This window comes from Nocardia cyriacigeorgica NBRC 100375, assembly GCF_000308555.1.
Taxonomy (GTDB): Bacteria; Actinomycetota; Actinomycetes; order Mycobacteriales; family Mycobacteriaceae; genus Nocardia; species Nocardia cyriacigeorgica.
In genome coordinates this window covers 1-23,625 of sequence record NZ_BAFY01000259.1, presented here as the reverse complement: position 1 = coordinate 23,625, position 23,625 = coordinate 1, and the positions used below count along the sequence as shown (strand labels likewise).

General features: G+C 69.3%; 19 protein-coding genes. 8 read left to right on the top strand and 11 right to left on the bottom strand.

The window, feature by feature from the left end:
* The 3 genes from RJ05_RS26020 to RJ05_RS26010 form a co-directional block, all read left to right on the top strand.
* The coding region (locus RJ05_RS26020) for a ParA family protein (RefSeq protein ID WP_036541824.1) at positions 1-675 on the top strand (675 nt) is incomplete at its 5' end.
* A 49-nt stretch (positions 676-724) separates the two neighbouring features.
* A complete protein-coding gene (locus RJ05_RS26015) occupies positions 725-1,741 on the top strand; it encodes a ParB/RepB/Spo0J family partition protein (protein ID WP_036541822.1) in 1,017 nt (338 codons plus the stop codon).
* Between the two features lie 207 nt (positions 1,742-1,948).
* Positions 1,949-2,686, top strand: coding sequence for a hypothetical protein (locus RJ05_RS26010; protein ID WP_036541809.1), 738 nt, complete (start codon positions 1,949-1,951; stop codon positions 2,684-2,686).
* Between the two features lie 85 nt (positions 2,687-2,771).
* Here RJ05_RS26010 and RJ05_RS26005 read toward each other — a convergent pair whose 3' ends face one another.
* The 8 genes from RJ05_RS26005 to RJ05_RS25970 form a co-directional block, all read right to left on the bottom strand.
* Entirely contained in the window at positions 2,772-3,962 is a 1,191-nt protein-coding gene (locus RJ05_RS26005; protein WP_036541808.1) for an N-acetylmuramoyl-L-alanine amidase, read from the bottom strand.
* A gap of 182 nt (positions 3,963-4,144) precedes the next feature.
* Complete coding sequence (gene trxA, locus RJ05_RS26000) at positions 4,145-4,471, bottom strand: thioredoxin (RefSeq protein WP_014353750.1); 327 nt, start codon at positions 4,469-4,471, stop codon at positions 4,145-4,147.
* Between the two features lie 50 nt (positions 4,472-4,521).
* Positions 4,522-5,508: a thioredoxin-disulfide reductase gene (gene trxB, locus RJ05_RS25995; protein WP_036541807.1), complete on the bottom strand. Its 987-nt coding sequence runs from the start codon at positions 5,506-5,508 to the stop codon at positions 4,522-4,524.
* Positions 5,509-5,585: 77 nt separating this feature from the next.
* Positions 5,586-6,365: an RsmA family anti-sigma factor gene (locus RJ05_RS25990; protein ID WP_036541805.1), complete on the bottom strand. Its 780-nt coding sequence runs from the start codon at positions 6,363-6,365 to the stop codon at positions 5,586-5,588.
* 104 nt (positions 6,366-6,469) lie between these two features.
* Positions 6,470-7,123 (bottom strand): RNA polymerase sigma factor SigM, encoded by a 654-nt coding sequence (gene sigM / locus RJ05_RS25985; RefSeq protein WP_228784597.1) that lies wholly within the window; start codon positions 7,121-7,123, stop codon positions 6,470-6,472.
* 213 nt (positions 7,124-7,336) lie between these two features.
* On the bottom strand, positions 7,337-11,065 hold the full coding sequence (locus RJ05_RS25980; protein ID WP_051016921.1) for a murein biosynthesis integral membrane protein MurJ: 3,729 nt from the start codon (positions 11,063-11,065) through the stop codon (positions 7,337-7,339).
* A gap of 868 nt (positions 11,066-11,933) precedes the next feature.
* Positions 11,934-14,495 carry a DUF6049 family protein gene (locus RJ05_RS25975; protein WP_036541799.1) on the bottom strand — a complete coding sequence of 854 codons (2,562 nt, stop codon included), beginning with the start codon at positions 14,493-14,495 and terminating at the stop codon, positions 11,934-11,936.
* Positions 14,492-15,028: an NUDIX hydrolase gene (locus tag RJ05_RS25970; protein WP_081597542.1), complete on the bottom strand. Its 537-nt coding sequence runs from the start codon at positions 15,026-15,028 to the stop codon at positions 14,492-14,494. Before RJ05_RS25970 ends, RJ05_RS25975 begins: the two co-directional genes overlap by 4 nt.
* Positions 15,029-15,180: 152 nt before the next feature.
* Between RJ05_RS25970 and RJ05_RS25965 the strand changes: the two genes are divergently transcribed.
* Positions 15,181-16,647, top strand: a complete 1,467-nt coding sequence (locus RJ05_RS25965) for a CCA tRNA nucleotidyltransferase (RefSeq protein ID WP_036541818.1) — start codon at positions 15,181-15,183, stop codon at positions 16,645-16,647.
* 29 nt (positions 16,648-16,676) lie between these two features.
* On the opposite strand, the gene RJ05_RS25960 is transcribed toward RJ05_RS25965, so the two are convergent.
* A complete protein-coding gene (locus tag RJ05_RS25960) occupies positions 16,677-17,492 on the bottom strand; it encodes a hypothetical protein (protein ID WP_036541795.1) in 816 nt (271 codons plus the stop codon).
* Between the two features lie 150 nt (positions 17,493-17,642).
* On the opposite strand from RJ05_RS25960, the gene RJ05_RS25955 reads away from it, so the two are divergent.
* The 3 genes from RJ05_RS25955 to RJ05_RS25945 all read left to right on the top strand — a co-directional run bounded on the left by RJ05_RS25955 (position 17,643) and on the right by RJ05_RS25945 (position 20,390).
* On the top strand, positions 17,643-18,398 hold the full coding sequence (locus RJ05_RS25955; protein ID WP_085996290.1) for a LamB/YcsF family protein: 756 nt from the start codon (positions 17,643-17,645) through the stop codon (positions 18,396-18,398).
* 228 nt (positions 18,399-18,626) lie between these two features.
* Entirely contained in the window at positions 18,627-19,352 is a 726-nt protein-coding gene (locus tag RJ05_RS25950) for a 5-oxoprolinase subunit B family protein (RefSeq protein ID WP_036541794.1), read from the top strand.
* A 168-nt stretch (positions 19,353-19,520) separates the two neighbouring features.
* Complete coding sequence (locus RJ05_RS25945; protein ID WP_051016920.1) at positions 19,521-20,390, top strand: 5-oxoprolinase subunit C family protein; 870 nt, start codon at positions 19,521-19,523, stop codon at positions 20,388-20,390.
* On the opposite strand, the gene RJ05_RS25940 is transcribed toward RJ05_RS25945, so the two are convergent.
* On the bottom strand, positions 20,391-22,031 hold the full coding sequence (locus RJ05_RS25940; RefSeq protein WP_081597541.1) for a glycoside hydrolase family 183 protein: 1,641 nt from the start codon (positions 22,029-22,031) through the stop codon (positions 20,391-20,393).
* A gap of 199 nt (positions 22,032-22,230) precedes the next feature.
* On the opposite strand from RJ05_RS25940, the gene RJ05_RS32840 reads away from it, so the two are divergent.
* On the top strand, positions 22,231-22,962 hold the full coding sequence (locus RJ05_RS32840) for a hypothetical protein (protein WP_051016919.1): 732 nt from the start codon (positions 22,231-22,233) through the stop codon (positions 22,960-22,962).
* 99 nt (positions 22,963-23,061) lie between these two features.
* Here the strand turns inward: RJ05_RS32840 and RJ05_RS31530 are convergent.
* Positions 23,062-23,625: MFS transporter (locus RJ05_RS31530; RefSeq protein ID WP_036541787.1), on the bottom strand; the 564-nt coding region annotated here is incomplete at its 5' end.

Genomic DNA, 23,625 nt, shown 5'->3' with positions numbered 1-23,625 from the left:
AGCACTGCGCTCGGGGTCGAACACCACTCGGGTGTGCCGTCGAGCTACGAACTGCTCATCGGCGAGATCTCGGTCCAGGACGCGATCCAGCAGAGTCCGCACAGCGAACGACTGCTGTGCATTCCGGCCACGATCGATCTCGCCGGCGCCGAGATCGAATTGGTCTCCATGGTTGCGCGCGAGGGCAGGCTGAAGGCCGCCATCCAGGAAGCCAATATCGCCGGCTACGACATCGACTACGTGATGATCGACTGCCCACCGTCGCTGGGTCTGCTGACGGTGAACGCGATGGTCGCGGCCAAGGAAGTGTTGATCCCCATCCAGTGCGAGTACTACGCGCTCGAGGGCGTTGGTCAGCTGATCCGCAATATCGGGCTCGTGCAGTCGCACCTCAACCCCGAACTGCACGTCTCCACCGTGATCCTCACGATGTACGACGGCCGCACCAAACTCGCCGACCAGGTGGCCGAGGAGGTGCGCGGCCACTTCGGCGATGTGGTGCTGCGGTCGGTCATCCCGCGCAGCGTGAAGGTCTCGGAGGCGCCCGGCTACGGCATGACGGTGCTGGATTACGATCCCGGTTCACGAGGGGCGATGAGCTACCTTGATGCCGGTCGGGAAATGGCGGCTCGCGCGGCGGCGAAGCGCGCGGCGGTCACCGAAGGTGCCCAGTGACGCAGGCCGTGTGGACCTGTGGCGGTGGAACGAGAAAGGGGTAGGCCCGATGAGTCAGGCTAAGAAGGGTGGTCTGGGACGCGGTCTCGCCGCGTTGATCCCGACCGGACCGGCGTCGACCGGTCTCGGTGATGCGGCCGCGAGTGTGGTCATCGGGGTCGATCCCGGGCCGCTGCAGCCCGCCACCGCATACCTGCATCGGGTGCCCGACTCCACCGCGACCGCCCCCGAACTCGACTCCCCCGGCGACGCCGTCTATCGGGAGATCCCGCCGGACGCCATCGAACCGAATCCGAAGCAGCCGCGCCAGGTGTTCCAGGAAGACGCTCTGGCCGAGCTGGTGCATTCGATCCGCGAGTTCGGGCTCATGCAGCCGATCGTGGTGCGTCGCCTGGCATCCGACCCGGAGCGCTATCAGCTCGTCATGGGCGAGCGCCGCTGGCGCGCCTGCCAGGAAGCCGGCCTGACCGCCATTCCGGCCATCGTCCGGGAGACCGACGACGGCTCGATGCTGCGCGACGCACTGCTGGAGAACATCCACCGCGTCCAGCTCAATCCCCTCGAAGAGGCGGCCGCCTATCAGCAGCTGCTCGAGGAGTTCGACGTCACCCACGAGGAACTGGCGGACCGGATCGGCCGCTCGCGTTCGGCGGTGACGAACATGATCCGGTTGCTGAAGTTGCCGGTGCCGGTGCAGCGGCGGGTCGCCGCTGGTGTGCTGTCCGCCGGCCACGCACGGGCGCTGCTCGGTTTGGAAGGCGGAGCCGACGCGCAAGAGGTGCTGGCGGCCCGCATCATCGCCGAGGGCATGTCCGTGCGGGCGACCGAGGAAGCGGTGACGCTGGCGAACCGGGAACCGGAGAACGCCGCGCCTCCCTCCCCTCGCCGCAAGCCGATGCATGCGCCGGGTCTACAGGATGTGGCCGAGCGGCTCTCGGAGTCGTTCGACACTCGGGTGACGGTGAGCCTGGGCAAGCGCAAGGGCAAGATCGTCGTCGAGTTCGGCTCGGTCGACGATCTCGAACGCATTGTCGGCCTGATGCAGCAGAACAACATCGCAACATAACGAAAACAGAGCCTGTGCACCCGTAACCCTCGGCCTGGCACCGAAACGTCACTGTGACGGTGCCCGAAAATCGCACAGAGCCCCGAACCGAACAGCACAGTGACGTGGAATGAGGCGGGTTCGCTTGATCGCATATTCTTGCTGGCGAGAAGACAGTGATGCGGCGTGAGCGTGGATGAATCGGACAGCTGGAGGCTGAGCAGAGCGGTGTCGACCAGCGTCACACCACTAACCCTGGACGGGCTGGATCAACTGCCCGCGCATGCTCGGCGCTGTGTGTTCTGGGAGATCGATCCGGCGGTGGCCGCCGACTCCCAGGAATTCAGCGACCCGGTCTTCGAGAAGGAAGCCTGGCTGTCGACGGTCATGCTGGAATGGGGCTCCTGCGGCCAGATCGCCACCGTCGACGGGAACACCGCCGGCTGCGCGCTCTACGCTCCGCCGAGCGCCGTCCCGCGCGCGACCCTGTTCCCCACCTCCCCTGTCAGCCCGGATGCCATCCTGCTGACCACGCTGCGGGCCGAGCCGCCGCATCAGGACTCCGATATCGGCTATCGGCTGATTCAGGCCGTGGTGACCGATCTGATGCGCCGTGGTGTGCGGGCGCTGGAGGTCTTCGGGCTCAGGGGCGATCCGCCCAGCACCGCGCTCTCGGATCGCACCATGGGGTCGATGACGCTGATGGAACGCATCGCGACCCCGGTCCGTGATCGGCTGCGCCCGTCCGGGCGCGCCACTGCGCGCTGTGCGCCGGAAACCTGCATGATCGACGCCGACTTCCTGGAGGAGGCGGGGTTCGAGGTCGTCGCGCCGCATCACCGCTTCCCCCGGCTGCGGCTGGAACTCGATTCCGATCACGGCTGGAAAGAAGACGTGGAGCGCGCGCTCGATCAGCTGCTCGCGGCCGCGTCGATGACGGTGCCGACGCGGATCCTCAGTCTCTGACCAAGAGCTGACACGAGCGAGACCCGCATAACGAATCTGCCCCGCCGGCAACAGGTCCGGCGGGGCATATTCGTAGCTGGGAAGGCTATCCGCGGTCGGCCGCGGCGAGTTCTTCGGCGAGCAGTTCGGCGAAGGTGTAGGTACCGGTCGGCTGGTCGTCCTGGCCGAGTAGGTAGAGCCGCTTCACCGACACCAGGATGGCCTCGGCGATGACGTCACGCATGCGCGGATTGGTGAGCACCGACGCGTCGTATTCGTTTGTCAGATACCCGATATCGACCTGAACCGTCGGCATTTTGGTCAGCCGCAGCAGATCCCAGGTGCGCTGATGGGTGCGGCAGTCCTGCAATGAGGTCCGCGCCACCACCTCGCGCTGGATGAAGCCGGCCAGCACCTGCCCGATCATCGACACCGAGCCGTGCGAATTGCCGAAATAGAAGCCGGCCACGCCGTTGGCCGACGAGCTGGGGTTGTTGGCGCAGCGCAACGAGATCATCAGGTCGGCGTCGAAGGCGTTGGAGGTCTCGGCTCGTTCGGCGTCGGTGGGGTTGGCGCCCCACGGCCGCGACAGGAAGGTCTCCATGCCGGTGGCGGCCATCCGGCCCTCCAGCCTGCTGGCCAGATCCCACAGGATCTCCGACTCGTAGACGTCGCCGAATTCGGTCGGAACGGCCTGGCCTTTGTCCGGGCCGCCGAGGCCGGGATCGATGACGATGCGCTTGCCCGTCAGCTGCGGGCCCGCGCGGTGCACCACTTCTTCTTCAGCGATCCGATGCGGATTGCCGCCGGTGACCCTGGCGCCGAGCAGGTCGAGCGAACGCAGCGTGTCCGGGCCGCAGATGCCGTCGGCGGACAGGCCGATCTCGCGCTGGAACGCGGTCAGTCCGTCATGGGTGTGCGGGCCGAAGTAGCCGTCGACTCGGTGCACGTAGAAGCCGAGGTCTTGCAGCCTGCGTTGCAGCGTCGCCACATCGTCACCGTAGAGCGGGGCCGACAGCTGATAGATCAGTGTGCGTGCGCCGAGCCGGTAGGAGGCCTCTTTCAGAGCCCGATATGTCGCCGGCCCGACCACCCCGTCCACCAGCAACCCGCGGTGCTGCTGGAAGGCACGCACCGCGGAGTCGAGCTGGTGATCGAAGGTGGCGTCGGTGTCTTTCCAGTACTCACGCGCGTCGTCGCCATCGGCGTTGTGCTCGTGCAGGAAACCCAGACTTGCCAGGGTGCTCCGAACCTCTGCGACGGCTGGACCGGTGTCGCCGTGACGAAGTCGGTGCATGCGTGAGAGCCCTTTCCCTTCCGTCAGCCCGGGTACCCACTCATGCGATGGGTTACACCCTCGCACAACCGGAGCATCGGTCGATTGTCTCAGACCCGGACCGGATTTCGGCAATTCCGGGTCTGGGCATACTACGGCGCGTCGCCGGTGTGCGTTGCCTTACGGCGGAGTTCGCCGCGATCTCAGATGACGCCGTCGAGTTCGCGCAGCAGGGCAGCTTTGCCCTTGGCCCCGACGATCTGCTTGACCGGCTTGCCACCGGCGAACAGCATCATAGTGGGCAGCGACAGGATCTGATAATCCTTGGCGGTGACCGGGTTGGCGTCCACGTCCAGCTTGGCGACGGTCAGCTTATCGGCATGGGTGCCCGCGATCTCCTCCAGCACCGGCGCGACCATCTTGCACGGGCCGCACCAGTCCGCCCAGAAGTCGACCAGAACCGGCTTCTCGCTGAGCAGGACGTCATCGGCGAAGGTGGCGTCGGTGACGGTGATGGTGGATTCGGACATGGGTGTTCTCCTCTAGCAGGTGAGGTGGTGCGATAGCGCGGTGCGCCGGATCAGTTGGCGGGGACGGTGACCGGGCGGCCGGCGTGGTCGAGGGTGTTGGCGGTGATGTCGCCCTGTTCGGCGAGCCAGCGCTCGGCGTCGATCGCGGCGCGGCAGCCGGTGCCCGCGGCGGTGATCGCCTGCCGGTAGGTGTGATCGACCAGGTCGCCCGCGGCGAAGACGCCGGGCACCGCGGTGGCGGTGGACGGATCGGCCACCTTCACGTAGCCCTCGTCGTCGAGTTCGACCTGGCCGCGCACCAGTTCGCTGCGCGGGTCGTGGCCGATCGCGACGAACATGCCGGTGGCGGCGAGCTCGGAGGTTTCGCCGGTGCGGGTGTCGCGCAGGGTGAGGCTGGTCACGCTGGTGTCGCCATTGACCTTCAGGACCTCAGCGTTGGTGACGAAGCGGATCTTCTCGTTGGCCTTGGCGCGCTCCAGCATGATGCGCGAGGCCCGGAACTCCTCGCGCCGGTGCACGATGGTGACGCTGGAGGCGAACTTGGTGAGGAAGGTCGCCTCTTCCATGGCGGAATCGCCGCCGCCGACCACGACGATGTCCTGGCCCTTGAAGAAGAAGCCGTCGCAGGTGGCGCACGCGCTCACGCCGCGGCCGAGCAGTTCCTGCTCACCGGGGACGCCGAGGTAGCGGGCGGCCGAGCCCATCGCGAGGATGACGGCGTAGGCCTCGAAGGTCTCATCGCCCACGGTGACCTTCTTGACCGGTCCGCTGAGGTCGATGGCGTCGACGTCTTCGGTGCGGATGTCGGCGCCGAAGCGCTTGGCCTGATCGCGCATCTGCTCCATCAGGTCCGGGCCCATGATGCCGTCACGGAAGCCGGGGAAGTTCTCCACCTCGGTGGTGGTCATCAGGGCGCCGCCGAATTGGGTTCCCTCGAACAGCAGCGGCTGGAGTTCCGCGCGGGCCGCGTAGACGGCGGCGGTGTAGCCGGCGGGGCCGGAGCCGACGATGATCAGGTCGCGAACTGGCGTGCTCATGGGGCCCTTCCGAAAGACATCAACGGGACGTGTCGGTCAACAACAGGGTAAACGCACTTGTTCCCCGGGTGAGCGGGCTATCCGATGTCGGTGACGGTCAACACGCTGGGCTCGGCCGCGGTGCAGCCCGGCTCGACGACCAGGGCGGTGATCTTGCCCGGTGCGGTGCCCGCGAGCAGGATGAGCACCGCCTCCGCACCACGGAAGGTGATATCGGTGGAGCCGAGCACTGTGCGGTCGTATCCGGCGGCCGCGACGCATCCGGCGAGTTCGGTGGCATCGGCGAGCGGGCCACGGACGTCGTTGCGGCCGAGGGCGCCGAGCGCGACCGTGGAATCGAGATCCTTGCTCGGTGCCACGTCGGCGGTAGTCGGTGCCGCGGTGGGGCTCACCGTGCTGTCCTGGCGCACGGCGGTGACCGCGATCGCCGCGCAGGCGATCACCGCGACGGCCGCGGCGGCGGCGGTGAGCACGCGCATCCGCCGTCGGCGGCGCTCGTCCAGCGAGACCACCGAAGTGGTTGGCGTATCGAGTGTTTCGTGCAGTCGAACGGGTAGTTGTTCCGATATCCGTGCGGTCGGTTCCTGATCCGATTCGGCGGGCCCGAGTTCCTCGGCCCATTGCCACAGCCGCGACGCCACGTCATCGGGCATCGGATGGATGATGCGGTCGTCGCGTCCGAGGGCACGCAGGTGTGCGCTGACCTCGTCGAGGGACCGTAGATACCGCTGGGCCTCCGGATCGCCGTGGACCGCGGGCCACAACTGTTCGCTCAGTTCGCGCGAGAGGTTGTCGGCGTGCAGGTCGGCGAGCAGCTCCGCCGAATACGGAGGCTGCGGAACGGATCGGGTCGCCATCGCACCTCCAAGTGTTCTTACATTCGACCTTGCACGCAGCCGGGCGGATGCCAGGCGGCGGTTACATCGTCTCGTGGTTCGTCACTATTACTGACGCAGCAGGGTCACATCCGGTTCCCTGGATCCCGCAGAAATTCCAGGCGTTCGCCGAGCCGTTGCCTGGCCCGGGCGCAACGGCTCTTGATCGTGCCTTCCGGAACGCCGAGCAGCGCCGCCGCATCCGCCACGCTATACCCCTCCAGGTCGACGGCCACGATCGCGGTGCGTTGGTCCGGCGGCAGCGAGAACAGCGCGCGGTCGACCACCATCGACATCTCCAGTCGCGCGATATCGTCGCGCTCCTCGATCGGTTCTGGCATGTTCTCCGGCGTCAGCGAGAACGCGCGCCTGGTTTTGTTGCGTCGGATCCGGTCCAAGCAGGCGTTGACCACGATGGCGTGCAACCAGCTGCGCACCTCGGATTCGGCCCGGAACGAGCCGGCGGTGCGGTGCGCCGACAGCAGCGCGTCCTGCAATGAGTCGGCGGCGTCTTCTCGGGTGTACGAGGTGCGCAGCGCGGTCTGCCAGAGATGGTCGTTATGCCTGCGCAGCAGCTCGGCGAAGGCGTGCGGGGCACCGCCGGCGTGGGCCCGGAGCAGTTCGGCGTCGGTGGCTTCGCCGAGGACGAGGGATCCGGCGCGCGCGAGGGCTCGTGGCCTCCCCCTGCGGAAGCCCGCGTTCGATTCCGACGACAATGCCAACCCCTTGAACGCGCTCATCGCAGTGACCGGCCGACATGGCCGAGCACCGAAGAAATCGCAGCATGCAGGGACCGAAACGCCTGATCCCGAGAGGCTCCCCTGCTGAGAGCGCGAGCAGAATCATAACGTGGGTAACGATTCGGTAGCAACCGAACCGTGATTCGCGCGGGACCGTGACCAGGCCGTGACCTGGTGGAGTTTTGCCTGGTGAGGCCGGGTTCCCGAGAAGGGTCAGCGGGCGGCGTCGAAGCGGATATCGGCGATCGAGGTCTGGAACTGCCCGTCGGCGTTACCGAGGCCGGTGATCCAGACCAGCACATAGCGGGCGGCCTGATCGGCCTGCACCGGAATCTGGGTGACGCCGTCGACCAAGGTCGCGCTGCCGATCAACTGCGTCTGATCCAGCGTGGGCGAGGTGGTCGGCGAGGTACGGATCTCCACTCGGGTGCCCGGGCTCGGCGAGTTGATCGCGACGTTGGTGAGCTTGGCCGGGCTCGGCAGCGTCGCCAGCAGCCCGACGCCCTTCTTCAGGGCAGGGAACTGCTGGAAGTACTGGTCGGTGCGCCACATCGAGGAGGCGTTGTTGTCGAGCACCGAGCCGACCCCGCTGACGTTGTCCGGAGTGCCCTCCGGCGAGAACACCGACACACCCGTCACCGGAACCGGCACACCGGCCTTCGGTGCGGGCGCACCGGGCGTCGCGGCGGGCTCGGCGGGGGCGGAACTGGCCGTGGTGAGTCCGATATTGCGCTGTTCGTTGAGCGGTTCGTCGGAGGCGCCCGGTGCGAAGATGCTCACCATCCACCAGATGATGATGCCGACCACGAGCGCGGTGAGGATGCCGAGCCCCACCATGATCCACATCATCCGCTGCGACTTCTCCCGTTCTGCGGCAAGCAGTTCCGGGTCGGCGAGGGATTCGTCGGCGGGGGCGGTGGCGCGCTGACCGAGCCGGAGCACCGGAATGAAATCGGTCTTCTGATCGACCACCGATGCCTGCTCCAGCACGTGCTGCACGGTCGCGGCGGTCCGCACGCCCTTGTTCGGCTCCAGCGAACGGACGGCGACGGCGGAGATCTCGAACGGCACTTCCGGGCGGATCTGGCGCGGTTCGACCGGGGTGCCGTCGGGACCGAAATCGGCCAGCCGCAGCCCGCCGACGGTGGCGGCGCTGCCGGTGACGCCACCGGCCCGCAGCGGCCAGCGCGCGGTGATCAGCGCGTAGAGCATGGCGCCGAGACCACGCACGTCGGACTGGGCATCGGAATCGGCCAGCGTGCCGGGGAAGGCGAGCACCGCGTCACCGGAGGCACTGATGCGCACCCGATCCGGATGATCGATCGACAGTGAACCGCCGCCGCGGTGGGCCATCTCCGCGGCCGAGGCCAGCGCCCGGATCGCGCGTGCGGCACCGATCGGCGAAGGCACGGTATCGGCCATCTCGCGCAGCGAACGGCCAGGAGTCCATTCGGCCACCACGATGCCGCCGGAACTACCGCGCACCACGTCGAGCACGCGCGCGAGGCCTGGCGAATTGATCCGGCCCAGCCGCAGTGTGCGCGACAGGATCGCCTGCGGGCCGTCGTGTCCGGAGTTGTCGGCGGCCTTCTGATCGGCGTCGACGAAGGTGAGTGCGACCTCACGATCGAGTTTGATATCGAGCGCCTGCCAGAACTTCAGGCCGCGCGCTCCGCCGTGGCTGGCCAGCAGCCGGTAACGACCGCCGGCGACGGAGGCGCCTGGCATCAGCTTCGGGCCACGCGGGGTACGCCGCGGGCCGCCGCCGTCACCGCCGCCGACCGGCGGCAGGACCGGCAGCATGCCGGTGTCGTACATCGGATCGCGTGGCGGCGCGTGGCGCTCGGTGTGGTCGTCCGCGTGCTCGGCCTCGGAGGACGGATCCACCTCAGGTGGATCGGCCTGCTCCGGCTGGTGCGCCGATGCGGAATCGGGCTGCTCCCCCGCGGCGAGCGGAACGTCGGTGGAGAGCCCGCCCGCCGTGTTCGCAGCTGATTCGGCGGCTGGGACGCCGCCCACCGCGTCGTCGCTCACCCTCGGTCCTCCTTCGCCCTGATGTGTCGCAACCCCGGCGAATTCGCCACTTGTGCTTCTCTGCCGAACAGGGTACGGGAACTCGCCGACCCCGGTGATGTCAACAGCATTCGAGCGGATAACGGGCAGCACCATGGTCTGTGCGTCCATGGGGTCGTAATGAGAGTAGGCCAGGTACGGATCGGGCCTGCGCAGGATCTGGGTGGCGTATTCGTCCTCGACCGGTTCGTCCAGGCCCAGATCGGGTGCCGGCGGGGTGATGCCGAGTTTGCGCGAGATCGCCACGGTGATGGCGACGATCTCCGGGATTCCCGCCAGGCGCATGAGCCCGAAGGCCACCCCGAACATCACCAGCGAGGTGATCGCGACCCGGATGAACGAGCCGGGGCCGTGCAAGGAGTCGGAGAGCCGCTGCAGGCCGAGCACCTCGTCCACGATCAGCATCACCGCGCCGCCTGCCGCCGAGGACAGCACGACCCTGGTGATCGTGTGGCCCACATTGGCCATGCGCAGATCGCCGAGGCTGCGGTGCAGCAGGTACCCGCCGATGAAGGCGCCGGCGGTGAAACCGACACCGGTGGCCGCGCCGAGCACCATCACCACCTGATCGCCGTTGCTGGCCAGCACCGGCGCCAGCGCCGAGCCGATGATCTTGACGGTGACGATGCCGAGAATGATCCAGGTCGGCGTCCAGGCCTGTTCCCTGGCGTAGAACACGCGCAGATGGATCAGCACCAGCGCGTACGGGATCAGGGTGAAGGCCGACCAGCTGACCGCCTGGCCGAGGCGTTCGGCGTCCTCGGCGAACCGGGCGTAGCCGAACAGCGCGTCACCGACCTGGGGGCCGGCCAGCGTCAGGAAGACGACGATGGGAATCAGCGCGATCATCGTCAGCCTGGTCGCGGCCGAGAGATCGTCGACCACCGCCGGGGTGTCGTCGTTGGCGGCGTTGCGGCTCAACCGCGGCATGATCGCGGTGAGCAGGGTGACGCCGAGCACGCCGTAGGGCAGCTGGAGCAGGGCCCAGGCGTTGTTGTAGATCGCCGGGCCCGCCGCGTCGGCCTGCGAGGAGATGTGGTTGGCGAAGATCGTGCCGATCTGGCTGATCAGCACGTAGAGGATGATCGCAGCGCCCATGGTGCCGAACTGTTTCAGCCGCGCGTCGACACCCCACAGCGGCCGTAGGTCGATGCCCTCGCGGCGGATGGCGGGGACCAGCACCATCGCCTGGGTGACGACGCCGAGGGTGATGCCGACGCCGAGGATCAGCAGCTTCGGATCGCCCATCCGCACCGGGTCCAGCGAGATCTCGCCGGGGGTCACCGCGTACAGGCCGAGCGTCACCAGCACGACCATGTTGTTGAACACCGGCGCCCATGCGCCTGGTTTGAAGTTCTGCCTGGTGTTCAGGATGGCTGTGAACAGGGCCGACATGCCGTAGAACAGGATCGCCGGTACCAGCAGGAACGTCAGCGCGGTGGTGAGATCGGTATTCACCTCACCGTCGGCGGCGACGAACAGATGGGTGGCCAGGATCGGTGCCGACGCCGTCGCCAGCAGTGCGGCCGTCGCCAGCACCACGAAGGCGGCGGTGACCAGCCTGCGCACGAATGCGGCGCCGCCGTCGGCGTCCTCCTGTTCGGCGCGCACCAGCGTCGGCACCACGATCGCGGTCAGCACGGCGCCGAGCACCAGTTCCGCGATCATGTTCGGGATCAGGCTGGCCGAGGTGAAGGCACTGGCGATGGCGGGGCCGAGCACGGTGAGCAGCAGCAGCTGCTTGCCGAAGCCGGTGATGCGGCTGATCAGGGTGGCGAAGGCGATGGAACCGGAGTCGCGCAGCAGCCGGGCGTTGGCGCTTTCCTTCGACTCGGGTTTGCCGGGTTTCTCGGCCACCACGACCGGCATGCCCTTGGTACTCGGCCGGCCTGACTCGGCGCGTGGCGCCACCCGTTCGGGCGGTGCGGGCCGTCGGAGCTGCGGCTGAGGCTGCGTTGGCGGACGATGCGGCGGTTGCTCGGCACCCCGTGCCGGACGGCCCTGCGGCCTGCTCTGACCCGGCACCGACTGACCCTGCGGCGGTTGGCCGGGACCCTGCGGCGGTTGGCCGGAGCCGTGTGGCGGTTGGCCGTGCCGCGGCGGCCCTGGCGGACGCTGCGGTTGGCCCGGATGCGGCCTGCCCTGGCTCTGCGGCGGAAGCGGACGCTGGGGCCCGCCCTGTTGCGGCGGCGCGGGCCGCATCGGACGTTGCTGGGGTAGCTCACCGCTGCGGGGGCCGCCCCCACCCTGCGGCGGCACCGGACGTTGCTGGGGAAATTCCCCGCTGCGGGGATCGGGACCGCCCTGCGGCGGCCTGCCGCGCGGCGGAATCCGCTGCGGCGGCGGCAGCGGACCGGGACGTCCCGGCTGCGCGGGCGGCGGACCGGGCCGTGGCGGCCGGTGTTCGGCGGGATAACTCTGCTGACCAGGGTGCGGCGCCGGGCGCTGCGGCGGCGGCATGCGACGGCCGGGGGCGGGCGGTTCGCCGGGGCGGCTGATGCGCGGCACACCCGGGCCCGCGCCGTCACCGCTCATCGTCGGCTCCGCGTGCGGTCCCCGTTCCCAGGGCGCCGCGGGGGCCCGCCGGGCCGGTGGTCCGTCGGGGCGGTCCTCGGGTCGCTGATGAGCGAATTGATCATCGTCGCCCATCATGCCTCCTGTGCATCGCCGGACAGCGGAACCGGACGGTGGTGATGAGCTGCGCCGCGCCGAAGCGCGCCGGGCGGGCCTGGCTCATCTACACCTCCTGTTGCTGTCCTTGCTCCCGAAGTGCGCGCTTACGCGCCCGCCGGTACCTGTTCACCCGTCGCCGGATCCCCGGATCGACGCCCTTGTCGGCGGGATCCGGCTCTCCGTGGAACCGGCGCCACAGGCGGCGTCCGGCCAACAGGAACAGCAGTATCCCGGCACATGCGGTAATTATCGCCAGCGTTTGACCGTACGCGTTCGAACGCACCGACACCGACGTGGCGTTGCCGAGTGGCACCCCCTCCGGCGTGGTAAGCGAAATCGGAATGACCAGGTTACGGGAGTCGCTGACCTCGGTGGGGATCTGGAACGAGCGGGTGCCGCGCGGCGGCAGCTGCTGCTCGCCGATATCGGTGATCTTCGTCTCGGCCGGTGCGTCGATCCGGAACCGGATCCGTACCGCGACCGGCAGATCGTTGCGGGCGACCAAGAGCAAGGGGCTCTGCTCGGAGGCCAGCGTGTACACCCCGCCCGGCGGCAGCACGGTGACCGAACCGAACATGCGGTCCAGTGCGACCGTGGTCTGCTCCACCCGGCGCTGGGCGAAGGTATCGGCCATCGCGGTCTCGCCGCGGCGGTCGGACAGGCTGAGCGCGCGCACCAGATCGTCGCGCAGTGGGGTGAGGAATTCCTGTGGTGTCGGCGCCGACTGGGGCACCTCGACCAGCGCGCGCATCAGTTCGCTGATCCGGTGGCCCTGTTCCCGGATCGGCGCGACGAATCGGCCCGGCGCCGCGTCCTGGCTCGCCTGCTCGAGATAGTCGACCTGGTAGGGCGCGGGGTCGGCGGGCTGGTCGAGCAGCTGGGCGAAGGTGCGCGGGGTGGCCAGATTGTTCTCGAGCAATAGGTCGATCTGGCGCAGGACCGCGATGGCCTCGTCGCGGTTGGCGCCCCACTGCTGCGGCGGCATCAGCAGGGCCGAGCGCGGCCGGTCCGGACGCGGGTTGAGCGCGCTCCACGAAACCGCACCGAGCGCATCCTGCAAGCGGGCGGTTCTGGAGTCCTTGGTGACCTCGTAGCGCACCCGGTCCGGGGTGAACGACGGCGTCGGCGGGTTGGAGCCCATCGCGGCCAGCGCCGTCGCCGACCAGATGTCGAAGGTAGCCGCACGCAGGGCCGGATCGTCGGCGGATTCGGGGACTCGGGGTGCCGGCACCCCCGCGGCCGGCGGCGGTGCCGCGGCCGGTGGGGCGGGCGCCGCGGGCGCGGGCGGGGTGATGCCGGGCAGCCGGACAATATCGGGGGTGCCCGGTTCCGGGTCGGTGCGCGCGGTGCGAGTGGATGCGGTGCGTCCGGTGACGCCGGTGCGGGCCGAGGTGATGTCCGGGTCGTCGGCGAGCGCGACGGCATTGCCGGCAAGCACCGCGGTCTTGAAGCCATTGCTGCGCAGCAGGACTCCCGCGCTGGTGTCGATGCTGCCGGAATCGGGCAGGCTCACTCCGCGCACCGAGCGGGTGGCCAGAATCGAATCGACGACGTCGGCGGGCGCCTTCACCGCACGCGCGGTGAGCTGCGGATCGTCCACCGCGGCCAGGGCCGACAGGTCCACCTGCGCGAACGGCAGTGCCACCGTGCACATCGACGAGGCCAGCGCGCGCAGCCGGTCCAGCCAGGCCTGGGCATGGTCGGAGCCGGTGCCCGCTCTGGTCGCTCCGCCCGGGTCCGAGGGACTGGCGAGGACGCGGTAGTCGCCGGTCATCGCCTCGACGGTGAGCAGTAGGTCCGGGTCGATAGCCACGCACACCGACGAGGCCAGTCGCTTGTCCCGGCCCGCATCGCTGCCGAGCACGGTCTCCAACGCGTCGAGCAGCTGTTCCAGCCGCCCGCCCTTGGCCAGCGAGGACGCCAGCTCGTCATCGGTCAGTTCGGGCAGCTCGTCCACGGTGCCCGCACGCCCGGCGACCAGCCGCGGCCGGTCCGCCAGCGGCCACACCAGCGTGGTCGCCACGGGGGGCGCGGGGGCCGGCGGCACCGGTGCGGTCGCGCCGGCCGAGGCGGGCGGCAGGCCGAGTACCGGCAGCAGGAATCGGGCGTCGTCGAGGCGGGCCTGACTGCCGTAGGCCGGTTCCCCGTTGACGTTGAGCAGCAGCGGATACACCCCGGGTTCGGTGATGTCGAGCGAGGCGCCGGTGTCGTCGGCCCGCAATGCGATGCTCAGCGTGAACTGGCGGCGCTGGCCGGGACTGAGCCGTTCGGCGACGTCCTCGAACGGGCCCGCCACGTCGTAGTTGGCCTGGTCCAGTCGCAGGGCGGTGCGCAGTCCGCTGGGTTCGGCGACCGCGCGGGCGCGCTGCACCCGGACGCTGACGTCGTCGACCACCCGGTCGCCGATATTGGTCACGGTGCCGGACACGGTCAGCAGCGGATCGCTGGTGGTGGTCACCGTGGTCGGGGTCACCGAGTCCAGCGAGAGCTTGAGGAATTTCGGCGACGACGTCTCACCCGACTCGCTCGGCTGCGCGCCCGCGGGCGGTTGGCTCAGCACCGGCAGCGTCGCCACCGCGCCGAGAATCGTCAGGACCGCCACGATGATCCGCAGTCCACGCGTCATTGCTTGCCGGTCTCCATCCGGTCGATCAGCCGGTTCGCCACCTCGGCCAGGCGCCGTTCGTCGGCGTAGGCGAGCCGGGAGTCGAGCTCACTCAACGGAACCCACGCCACCTGGGTGACTTCGATGTCCGCGTCGGACAGTTCACCACCGACCGAGCGTAAAAGGAAATGGTGCACCGTCTTGTGTACCCGGCGGCCGTCGGTGACGAACCAGTAATCGATGCTGCCGAGTTCGGCGACCACCACGCCCTGGATGCCGGTTTCCTCGGCGACCTCACGAATGGCGGTCTGCTCGGAGGTCTCGCCTTCTTCGATATGGCCCTTGGGTAGCGACCACAGCAGCCGTCCACGCCGATCGGTGCGCCCGATCAGGGCGGCGCTGCGCTGTTCACGTGGCCCGTCGAGACCGTCGACCACGAGGCCGCCGGCGGAAGTCTCCTTGACCGTGCGCATGCGTGGTCTCGCCGCGTTTCCGGCCGAACCTCGGCGCCGGGGCTGGCGGCGTCGACTGTTCGCGCGATCGGCCGGGGACACCAAGCAATCCTAATCGACGGCGACGCCCCGGCCGCCCATAGACCGGCGCATGGCGGCGGCGTCCCCGGCCGGCGGAGACGGCGGTGTCCGGGACAACCTGCGCCTGGGTAAGGTTCACGTTCGTGGTTTCGACCGGCCCCGACCCCGCCCAGCTGCCCGCGCAGACCGATCACGCGCAGCTCGCGCCCGATGAGCGCCGCACCAGGCTGCTCGCCGCGGCGGCGGTGACCCTCGGCAGCCTCGGTGATGTGCTCACCCCGCTCGGCGAACTCTTCGCCGCGCGCGGGTTCCAGCTGTACCTGGTCGGCGGCAGCGTCCGCGACGCGGTGCTCGGCCGCCTCGGCACCGACCTCGATTTCACCACCGACGCCAGGCCGGAGCAGGTGCAGCAGATGATGCGCGGCTGGGCCGACCATCTGTGGGACACCGGCGGCCTGGCCTTCGGCACCGTCAGCGCGGCCAAGGGCGATCAGCAGCTCGAGATCACCACCTTCCGCAGCGACGCCTATGACCGGGTCTCCCGCAACCCGGAGGTGACCTTCGGCGACAGCCTCGAGGGTGATCTGGTGCGGCGCGATTTCACCGTCAACGCGATGGCGGTGAAGATCGGCGCCGACGGCGCGCTGGAGTTCGTCGACCCGCTCGGCGGCATGGACGCGCTGCTCGCCGGCGTGCTCGACACCCCGTCGGCGCCGCAGGAATCCTTCGGCGACGATCCGTTGCGGATGCTGCGCGCCGCCCGTTTCGTCTCCCAGCTGAGATTCACGCTGCACCCGCGGGTGCAGCAGGCGATCACCGAGATGGCGGGTGAGATCGAACGCATCACCGCCGAGCGGGTGCGTACCGAACTGGACAAGCTCATCGCCGGCGCCCATCCCATCGACGGCATCAACATCATGTGCGAGACCGGGCTGGCCCAGATCGTGCTGCCCGAGGTGCCCGCCATGAAGCTGGAGATCGACGAGCATCACCAGCACAAGGATGTGTACTGGCATTCGCTGACCGTGCTCGAACAGGCCATCGACCAGGAAGAGGGCGACCCCGACCTGGTGCTGCGCTGGGCAGCGCTGCTGCACGACATCGGCAAACCCGACACCAAACGCAACGAGCCGGGCGGCGGGGTGAGCTTCCACCATCATGAGGTGGTGGGCGCGAAGATGGTGCGCAAGCGGATGCGGGCACTGAAATACCCGAAGCAGTTCACCGAAGACGTGGCACGGCTGGTGTTCCTGCACTTGCGCTTCCACGGCTACGGCAAGGGGCAGTGGACCGATTCGGCGGTGCGCCGCTACGTCACCGATGCCGGCGAGCTGCTCCCTCGGCTGCACAAACTGGTGCGCGCCGACTGCACCACCCGCAACAAGCGTCGCGCGGCGGCCCTGCGCGCCACCTACGACGATCTGGAGCAGCGGATCGAGCGGCTGCAAGAGCAGGAGGACCTCGATCGGGTCCGCCCCGATCTGGATGGCAACGCCATCATGGAACTGCTCGGCCTGAAACCGGGGCCCGAGGTCGGCAAGGCGTGGAAGTACCTGAAGGAACTCAGGCTCGATCGCGGCCCGCTGACCAGGGAAGAAGCCGAGGCCGCGCTCCAGGAGTGGTGGAAGAGCCAGCAGTAAGGTGGATGCTCGGCTGATCCGGCACGCGTCTAGAACACGATCAGTGTCGTCCCCGCGACGATCGCCGCGCGCATCTGCGCCAGATCGATCGAACCGCTGACCTCCGGCAACTCGACCCGGAAGCGCACCAGTTCGCCGTCGCGGGTGGCATGCACGACGCGGGCGTTGTTGGGCAGCTCGGGCAGCCGGATCGGGCGCACGGTGCGCATCCGGCGCGGAATCGGCACCCCGAACCAGCCGGCCCGGCGCACATCGAGGGTGAGCAGATTGTCCCGCACCGAGGCGTCGGCGACGGCGGTGATCCGCCGCTGCCGGTGCACGGCCCGGACCAGCCCGTCCGGCGCGAGGGAGAGCTTCCAGTCCAGCTGCTGCTCATTGAGCCAGTCGACCAGGGCGGCGGTGGTCACGGTGCCTTCGACGTCGAGTTGCGCGGTGCGCACCTTGGTCGGCACGCCGGGGATGAGCCGCACGCCGTGTGCGATCACCGTCATCTCGCGGATCGGATGCCGATCCCAATGCAGTTCGGTGAGCACCGTTTTGGTCTGGAAGTGCGCGCCGCGGCGACGCACCTTCAACACCTCGAGGGTCGCTGTCAGATCATGGCCGAGCAGGGTGGCGGTGACTTCCTGGCCGCCGAACCGGCTCAGGATGCCCTCGCTGAGCACGGTGAGCAGCACATCGGGCATGAGCGCGGTCACCGTGCCCGCGCCCAGATCGGCCACCGGATCCACCCAGGCTGTGGTGTAGGAAATCCACTGCTCCAGCCAGGGTTGCTCGAACAGCCGCTTGCCGAAGTCCACTGCCCACAGCGGTGACCAGGACTTCGGGTCGAAATACGTGGCCATGATTGCTCCGAGCGTACTGGCCCGGCCCGGCGACGACCATCGCCGAATCCGCCCTCGACGGCGGCCGATACCCCGCGACCGGGACCGGACTGCGATCCTTGTCTGCGGAATCACACCCCGGGAACAATGGATGGCGACGGAAGGACGCGCATGGCGCTGGATCTGAACAGCGATCTCGGCGAAGGCTTCGGGCCGTGGACGATGGGCGACGACGCGGCGATGCTCGACATCGTCACCAGCGCCAACATCGCCTGCGGCGCCCACGCCGGAGACCCGACGATCATGCGCCGCACCTGCGCGTCGGCCGTGGCGAAGGGCGTCCGCATCGGCGCCCACGTCGGTTACCGCGACCTGGCCGGATTCGGCCGACGCGCGATCGCGGTGGCGCCCGCCGAATTGCGCGACGAGGTGCTGTACCAGATCGGCGGCCTGGACGGTTTCGCCCGCGCCGAGGGCGACCGGGTGCGCTATGTGAAACCGCACGGCGCGCTCTATCACGCGGCCGCACGGGACCGGACCATCGCTGACGCGGTGCTGGCCGCGGTCGCCGAATACGATCCCGAGCTCGCGTTGCTCGGTCCGGCCGGCACCGAACTCGAGCACGCCGCGGGCCATATCGGGGTGCGGTTCATCGGCGAGGGCTTCGCCGATCGCGGCTACACGCCGTCCGGTGGGCTCGCCGACCGCGGTACCCCCGGGGCGATCCTGCATACCAACGAGGCCGTCGCCCAGGCGGTCTCGATCGCCATGTCCGGCACCGCGCGCACCGTCGGCGGATCGGGCGAGGTCACCGTGCGCGCTACCAGCATCTGCGTGCACGGCGATACCCCGGAGGCGGTGGAGATGGCCCGGCTGATCCGGGAGACCTTGGATGAGGTCGGGGTGCTGGTGGCGCCGTTCAGCTGAGCCTGCCCCGTCGGCGCCGATGCGCCGTGATGGGCAGATCGGCGGCGGTATGCGTCGCGACCTCGGCGACACCGGTGCGTGGCAGCCGTTGTGTCGGGTGTCGACCTGCGGTGTGCCGATCACTACGCATGGAGTCGGGTCGCGCGCCGGGCAGGGCGAGCGTGCTTTCGATAGGCCGATACGCAGCGCGCGCGAGCCGTACGATCGGGGGCCTGGAGGGAGGCGCTGATGACGACATCGACGGGTTCCGTGCCGCACCGACCCGGCCCATCGCGCACTGCCGGATCGCGCACCGACGCTGCGGCGCAGGCGATTCGGGTGGCCGGTGACCGCGCCTTCCTGCTCACTCCGCGTCCGGACGCCGTCGCCGAATTGGCTGCTGACCTGTGCGGTCGCCGCCTCGACGGGGTGCAGGATGTGCTGCCCGCCGCGGAAACCGTGTTGGTGACGCTGCGATCCACCCGCGATGCCGAAGCGGTCCGGCGGGCATTACACACAATGCTCGAGGAGCTGGCCGAGCGCCCCGGTTCCGGCGACGTTTCCCGTGGAACATCGCCGGAAGGCGAGCCGGTGTTGATCCCCGTGCACTATGACGGCGCCGATCTGGACGAGGTCGCGCGGACCCTCGGGCTCACAGTCGAGGAGGTGATCGCCGCGCACACCGGGACCGTATGGCGTTGCGCCTTCGTCGGTTTCGCGCCCGGCTTCGGCTACCTGCGCTCCCCCGACGACCGCCTCGGCGTCGGTCGCCGCGCCGAATCACGCACCGCTATCCCGGCCGGGAGTGTCGCCCTGGCCGGTGGATATTCGGCGGTCTATCCACGTAAGTCGCCGGGCGGATGGCAGTTGATCGGGCATACCGAGCTGGCCATGTGGGACGTCGACCGCGATCCGCCCGCGCTGATCCGGGCCGGTACCGCGGTGCGATTCGTCGATGTCCGGGCGGAGCGATGAGGTCAGGGCACGCCCGGCCGGTAGCGGCGATCGGAGCAGGTGCGCGGCCGACGGGTGAAAACGAGTCGGGGGCGCGGCGACGGCCGAGACCAGCGCGTAGGCGCTGGTGGGGTGATGAGAACCGGGCGTGCGAGCGGGCCCGCCCGTGAACGCGCCGGGGAGGCGAGAATGACCGACGACGACGCGAAACTACTGGTAGAGCGGGTGGGGCCGCTGGCGACGATCCAGGATCTCGGCCGCCCCGGCTGGTTCGATTCGGGCGTCGGTGTCTCCGGTGCGGCTGATCGCGCGGCACTGCGGCTGGCCAATCGGCTGGTCGGAAACCCGGAGGGCCATGCGGGGATCGAGGTCTTGCTCGGCGGTGTGCGATTGCGGACGATGCGCCACACCACACTCGCCGTGACCGGAGCGCCCGCGCCGGTGACGGTCGACGGCCGCCCGGTCGGGCATGCCAGCGTGCTGGAACTCGAACCGGATCAGGTCGTTTCGCTCGGTCTCGCGTCGACGGGTTTGCGCAGCTACGTCGGCGTGCGCGGCGGCATCGACATCGCGCCCGTGCTCGGATCGCGCAGCCGCGACACCATGTCCGGAATCGGCCCGGAGCCATTGCGTCCAGGCGATGCGGTGCCCATCGGCCCTGCGCCACGGACCTTTCCGATCCTCGACCTCGCGCCGCTGCCGAATCTGCCCGTGATTCTGGATATCCGGGCCGTTCCCGGACCGCGCGACGACTGGTTCACCGATCCGGCTGCCTTGTTCGCCGGCAGTTGGACGGTCAGCGCCGACGTCGACCGGGTCGGTGCGCGGTTACGCCGAGAATCCGGCCCGCCGCTGGAACGTTCTCGTACACAGGAACTTCCGACCGAAGGCGTCGCGCTCGGCGCCATCCAGGTGCCGCCCGCCGGGCAGCCGGTGGTGTTTCTCGCCGATCATCCGATCACCGGCGGGTATCCGGTGATCGCGGTGGTGGCCGACGCCGATATCGATCTGATGGCGCAGGCGCGGCCGGGCCAGAGCGTGCGATTCCGGCGCGGCTGATCAGGGCTGATCGAGGCGGGCGTGCATGAGATAGACGTTGTAGCTGTCCCACGCCGAGATGGTGAAGTACAGATCCTTCGCCGTCGACCATGGATGGATGAAGCCGCCGTAGGACTTGGGGTAGTCGGTGGTCGAGACCAGCGGCACCGCATCGGTCCACGCGCCCTGCGGTGAGGCCGCGGTCCGCAAGACGATCGCGCCGCGGGCCGAATCCAGATACACCATCTGCCAGCGGCCGGTCTCGGCGTCGTAGCGGACCGACAGTTCCGAGGCGATCCCCGGAACCAAAGGGGTGGCGAGATTTTCGGCCGCGGGAGCCCAGGTGCCGCCGACCCAGTACTGGTAGGCCGACTTGTTGAGCACCTCGTCCTTGGGCACCCTGGCCAGGCCGATCACGCCGATACGCCCGTTGGGTGTGCCGAACATGTAGACGTAATCGCCCTGCGGAACCATCGCCGCCACCTGGAACCGCCCGAGCCCGAACAGGTTCTCCCACTTGGCATGCTGATCCTTGACCCAGGTGCTGCCGTTGTCATCGGAATAGGCGATGCCGCCGTAGTTGGTCCACCACAGGCCGGGGATGCGGCTCCACCGGTTCACCGACATATAGCTCAGGTATTGCCGGTCGCCGAGGGCGAAACCGGAGGTGGGGATGGTGGTGGTCTCCCAGTTCTTCACCTTGCGGCTGCCGAGCAGTTCGGCGGCGTGGCAGCGGCTGTCCTGCACCATCGTGTCGATCCGCAGCCCGTCGGCGAGGTCGCGGTCGGTGCTGTAACCGAGGACGTTGCTGCGCCAGTCCTCGTCCGCGCCGCCCCCGCCACCGGCACTCCAGCCCTTGCCGAAGGTGTCGCCGAACACCACGGCCACCTCGCCCGGCCGGTTCTCCCACATCAGGCCGAGATCGGTGCCATCGACCTGCCAGCGCATATCGGTGCGGTTCTCCGAGCCGGGGCCGGTGACCTGCTCCACCAACCGCACCGATTCCACCCGGGCCTGCGCGACCGCGGGGCTGAGCGGTCCGGGCTCGGCGGGGTGCACCACGTGCGGCGGCGCGGGCTGCGGTGGATCGCCGGGCTCGCCGGGTACCGGTATCGGGATCGGCTCGATTTCGGGCTTGATCTGGATCTTCGGCAGTTTGATCGGCTCGGCCGAACCGGAGGCGCTGCCGGAACCGGATCCACTGCCCGAGCCACTACTGGAACCGGATCCACTACTGGAGCCGGAACCCGGCGCCTGCGGTGACTGCGGGGCGGGTGCGGATTCGTCCGGCTTCGCGTTGTGGCGGATGTCGGGGCACGGGTTGCGGCACGGGTCGCTCGGCAAGGGCTCCGGCACGATCCGGGTGTTGTCCTGCGGCGGATCGGGCACGGGCACCGGAGTGAGTTCCGGGACCGGGACCGGGATGTCGATCTGCGGTGGCAGCGGCGGCGCGGGCGGCTGAGCGGGGTCGGGCTCACGCGCGAGCGGATCGAAACCCACCTCTCCGCAACTGTTCACCGGCGGCGGCGCCCACGGAAACGGTGCTGCCTGCGCCGGCGACGGCACCGCGAGCACACCCGTGAGCAGCACGCCGAACAGGGCGGGAAGAGTCGGGGCGGCAGCGCGGGAGTGGATACCGAGGTGGTTCGGCAGAAGTCCCATGGCGCGGCGGCTCCCGGGTCGGATCGGAACGGGCGTAGCTGATCCCGTGGCCCTGCCCGCGATACCGGCTCCGGGCCCGACCGGATCAAGCGAAGATCAACTTACCGTGCCCGAGGCCGGAATCCGGGGATGGGAGCGATCGGTCGGTGAATGTTCATTCCGGTGGAACCGGATCGCCGCGCGCCGCGTCCAAGCAGATATGAACGAGATCGAGTACGCCTTCGGCACCGGCGACGGCACCGTCGACGTCTGGTCGACGCAGGCGAATCTGGAACTGGCCGGATCGCCGGACGCCGTGCGGCTCGACTTCGACGGCGACGGCCTGATCGACGACGCCATGTGGGATACCCAGGGCGACGGCGTCGCCGACGTCGCCGCGCTCGACCTCAACGACGACGGCGTACTCGACGCCTTCTTCACCGACCCGTCCGGCCACGGCGTCTGGGACCACCAGATCACCGGCACCACCGCCGACGCCGCCAGCGAGCCGTTGGACTGGATCGTGCGTGGTGAGGGCCCGCCGGCGCCGGGTGGCCCCCACTCCCCCGCCGGGTACGCCACCCCACCGCACGTGGCTGCTCCGGCTGCGGATTCCTTCGGCGCGCCCCAGGTACCGCTGCTCGCCGGGCACCCCGTACCGCAGCCGCCGATGCCCCTGGTCGACCCGGTGGCCGGGCACTCCGACCCGGCGACGGATCCGGTCGACGGACACGCCGCGCCGCCGCCGGCGCATCAGTTCGGCGGGGTTCTCACACCGCCGCAGCTCGTGCCGCCGGTGGACCCCTTCGCCCGGCCGGATATGCAGCCGGGCAACCCGACCGGCCTGATGGTGCAGTTCAACCTGGAGATGCAGGTGAACGCGTCGCTGGGCGGGTCACAACCTTCTGCGGACCAGGCGGCTGCCGGGTTCGCAGCCGACGGGCAGCACTGATCGATCTGCTCGTCCAGCCGGTCCGGGCCGGATCGACGAACTTCGCCGACGTTCGAGGGGTCGATGTGCGGGGTTGGCCGATCCGCCTGGACACGTGCGCTACTCGGCCGAGGTGTGCCGCCGAGTATTGAGTGCGATGGCCAGCAAGCCCGCGCAGTAGATGCCCGCGCCGGCCACCACCACCGGCAGTGAGCGCCCATCGGCGGGCACCGCGAGTGCTGCCGCGGCGATGGCCAGCACGAACGCCACATTGAACACGGTGTCCTGGAGGGCGAACACCTGGCCGCGGCGGGTGTCGTCGATATCGATCTGCATGGCCGCGTCGCCGGTGAGTTTGATGGTCTGGCCGGCCAGTCCGAACAGGAAGGCCCCGGCCAGCAGCAGTTGATGGGCACGGTGCGCGGCGTCGCCGGCCTCGGCCACCGCGATGGGCGTCACCAGCAACAGCTGCACCGCCGTCGCGGTCACCAAACCCGCCACCACCGTGCGCGGCCTGCCCAACCGTGGGATCAGCGCCGGTGCGACCACCGCTGCCACCAGCATGCCGCTGGCCGTGGCGGCGATCGCGACACCGAAGCCGATGAGTCCGCTGTCGACGCCCGTGCCGTCCGAGGGCGCCTGCCGCAGCACCAGCACCATGATCAGGGTGTTCATCCCGAACAC

Excerpts from the sequence above, each read along its gene's own strand:
- RJ05_RS32840 (WP_051016919.1), top strand. The coding sequence starts at position 22,231 with ATGAACGAGATCGAGTACGCCTTCGGCACCGGCGACGGCACCGTCGAC.
- trxA (WP_014353750.1), bottom strand. The coding sequence starts at position 4,471 with ATGTCCGAATCCACCATCACCGTCACCGACGCCACCTTCGCCGATGAC.
- RJ05_RS25960 (WP_036541795.1), bottom strand. The coding sequence starts at position 17,492 with ATGGCCACGTATTTCGACCCGAAGTCCTGGTCACCGCTGTGGGCAGTG.
- RJ05_RS25990 (WP_036541805.1), bottom strand. The coding sequence starts at position 6,365 with ATGGCGACCCGATCCGTTCCGCAGCCTCCGTATTCGGCGGAGCTGCTC.
- RJ05_RS25950 (WP_036541794.1), top strand. The coding sequence starts at position 18,627 with ATGACGACATCGACGGGTTCCGTGCCGCACCGACCCGGCCCATCGCGC.
- RJ05_RS25980 (WP_051016921.1), bottom strand. The coding sequence starts at position 11,065 with ATGCCGGTCGTGGTGGCCGAGAAACCCGGCAAACCCGAGTCGAAGGAA.
- trxB (WP_036541807.1), bottom strand. The coding sequence starts at position 5,508 with ATGAGCACGCCAGTTCGCGACCTGATCATCGTCGGCTCCGGCCCCGCC.
- RJ05_RS25975 (WP_036541799.1), bottom strand. The coding sequence starts at position 14,495 with ATGACGCGTGGACTGCGGATCATCGTGGCGGTCCTGACGATTCTCGGC.
- RJ05_RS25955 (WP_085996290.1), top strand. The coding sequence starts at position 17,643 with ATGGCGCTGGATCTGAACAGCGATCTCGGCGAAGGCTTCGGGCCGTGG.
- RJ05_RS26015 (WP_036541822.1), top strand. The coding sequence starts at position 725 with ATGAGTCAGGCTAAGAAGGGTGGTCTGGGACGCGGTCTCGCCGCGTTG.
- RJ05_RS25940 (WP_081597541.1), bottom strand. The coding sequence starts at position 22,031 with ATGGGACTTCTGCCGAACCACCTCGGTATCCACTCCCGCGCTGCCGCC.
- sigM (WP_228784597.1), bottom strand. The coding sequence starts at position 7,123 with ATGAGCGCGTTCAAGGGGTTGGCATTGTCGTCGGAATCGAACGCGGGC.
- RJ05_RS25945 (WP_051016920.1), top strand. The coding sequence starts at position 19,521 with ATGACCGACGACGACGCGAAACTACTGGTAGAGCGGGTGGGGCCGCTG.
- RJ05_RS26005 (WP_036541808.1), bottom strand. The coding sequence starts at position 3,962 with ATGCACCGACTTCGTCACGGCGACACCGGTCCAGCCGTCGCAGAGGTT.